This is a genomic window from Streptomyces sp. NPDC054840 (assembly GCF_053611065.1).
On the sequence record NZ_JBSGZP010000989.1, the window covers coordinates 1 to 1,977 of the forward strand.

Below are 1,977 nucleotides of genomic sequence, written 5' to 3' on the forward strand. Positions count from 1 at the left end.
GCGTACGGCCGGGCCGCAACCGTCAGGCCGGAACCGTCAGACCAGGTCCGTCAGACCAGGTCCGTCAGGCCAGGACCGTCAAACGAGGATCGTCAGACCAGGTCGCGGCGCATGACCCAGCGGTGCCGCTTGTCGCTCTTGGCCTCGGTGCGGTGGACCCGGCGGAAGCCCGCCCGCTCGAACATGTCCATCGTCCCGACATAGGCGAGGGTCGGATTCACCCGGCCGCCCTCGGGGTCCACCGGATACCCCTCGACGGCGGGCGCACCGTGGGCGCGCGCGTGCTCGACGGCCCCCTCCAGCAGGCCGGAGGCGACCCCCTTGCCGCGGAAGTCCTTGCGTACGACGAAGCAGGTCACCGACCACACGGGCAGATCGTCCACCGGTGTGATCGTCTTCGAGGAGGTCAGCCGGTCGAGCTGGCGGCGCGGCGCCACGTTGCACCAGCCGGCCACCTCGCCGTCCAGGAACCCGAGGACCCCGGGCGGCGGATCGGCCTTCTCCATGAGGCCGCGCAGGTGCTCGCCCCGCTCGTCCGCCGTGAGCCGCCCGTAGTCGCCGGTGGACAGCCGCCACGCCATGCACCAGCACGTGTGCGCGCTCTTCTTCGGCTGGAGCACCTGGCGGATGTCGTCCCACAGATCCGCCGTGGCGGGCCGTACTTCTAAACTCATGCTGCTACTTCGCTCTCTTCCGCTTCTTACGGGCGTCCCGCGGCCGCGGTGTCCCGCGTCCCGGTGACGACTTCGGTCATCACGGCGGCCAGCACCCCGAGGGCCCGCCGGCACGCCTGTCGTCCTGCGTCCAGATGAGTGACCAGCCGGACCGTCTCCGGGCCGGGCGCGGTCACCAGTACTCCTTCCTTGGCGGCCCGTGCGACGACCTCGTCGGCGCCGGGAACCTCGATGAGGACGATGTTGGTCTCCGGCGGGCGCACGGTGAACCCCGCGTCCCGCAGCCCCGCCGCCAGCAGCGCGGCATTGGCGTGGTCCTCGGCGATCCGCTCCACGTGGTGGTCCAGGGCGTACAGACCCGCAGCCGCCAGGATGCCCGACTGGCGCATGCCGCCGCCCAGACCGTGCCGCAACTTCCGCGCCCGCGGCAGCTGTTCGGCCGCCAGCAGGAGCACCGACCCGACGGGCGCGCCCAGGCCCTTCGACAGGCACACGGACAGCGAGTCGACCGTCTGCCCGTACGCGTGCGCCGAGGTGTCCGTCGCTGCCATCGCGTTCCAGATCCGGGCCCCGTCCATGTGGACCGCCAGACCCGTGCCGGACGCCAGTTCGCGCACGGCGCGCAGCGTGTCCAGCGGGTGGACCGTACCGCCCGCCCGGGTGTGGGTCTGCTCCACCTCCACCGCACGGGTGCCGAGCGTGTACGGGTTCCCCCGCCGGACCACCCCGGCCAGCAGGCCCGCGGTGACCACTCCCCGCTCCGCCGTCACCGTGCGCGTCTGGATTCCGCCGTAGCGGGCCGGGGAGGCCTCCTCGTGCGCCAGGATGTGTGCCTCGGCGTCGCACACCAGCTCCTCGCCGGGACCGACGAGGAGCTGGAGGGCGATCTGGTTGGCCATCACCCCGGTCGGGGTGAACAGCGCCCCGGAGAAGCCGAAGAGCCCGGCGAGCCGGTCCTCCAGCTCACGGACGGTCGGGTCCTCCCCGAACAGGTCGTCGCCGACCTCGGCCGAGGCCATCGCGGCCCGCATCCCGGGTCCCGGCCGGGTCACCGTGTCACTGCGCAGGTCGACGGTCTCGAAAGTCCCGATGCTCATGACGATACGTCAACTCCTCGGTCGCGGGGCTGTGGGGTGAGTTCGCGGGCCGCCACCCAGTCCAGCAGCGGGCGTACCAGCTGCCAGGTCTCCCGCACCAGCTCCCCGGCGCGCGCCGTGTGCAGGCCGGCGTCCGGACCGTGGCGCCGCCACGCGTCGATCTTGCGGTGGCGCAGCAGCCCCCGCCGCGGGTGGTCCGCCGGGAC

The 1,977-nt window shown here is 72.7% G+C and carries 2 protein-coding genes and 1 pseudogene; all 3 read right to left on the bottom strand.

Annotation, left to right across the window (positions count from 1 at the left end; translation table 11 throughout):
* Positions 1-92 precede the first annotated feature (92 nt).
* Positions 93-674, bottom strand: coding sequence for a GNAT family N-acetyltransferase (locus ACWGIU_RS36735; RefSeq protein WP_030713495.1), 582 nt, complete (start codon positions 672-674; stop codon positions 93-95).
* Positions 675-700: 26 nt separating this feature from the next.
* Positions 701-1,771 (bottom strand): threonine aldolase family protein, encoded by a 1,071-nt coding sequence (locus ACWGIU_RS36740; protein WP_453712412.1) that lies wholly within the window; start codon positions 1,769-1,771, stop codon positions 701-703.
* Positions 1,768-1,977 (bottom strand): annotated as a pseudogene (locus ACWGIU_RS36745) (hypothetical protein); the annotation flags it as partial. The pseudogene ACWGIU_RS36745 and the gene ACWGIU_RS36740, both read right to left, overlap by 4 nt.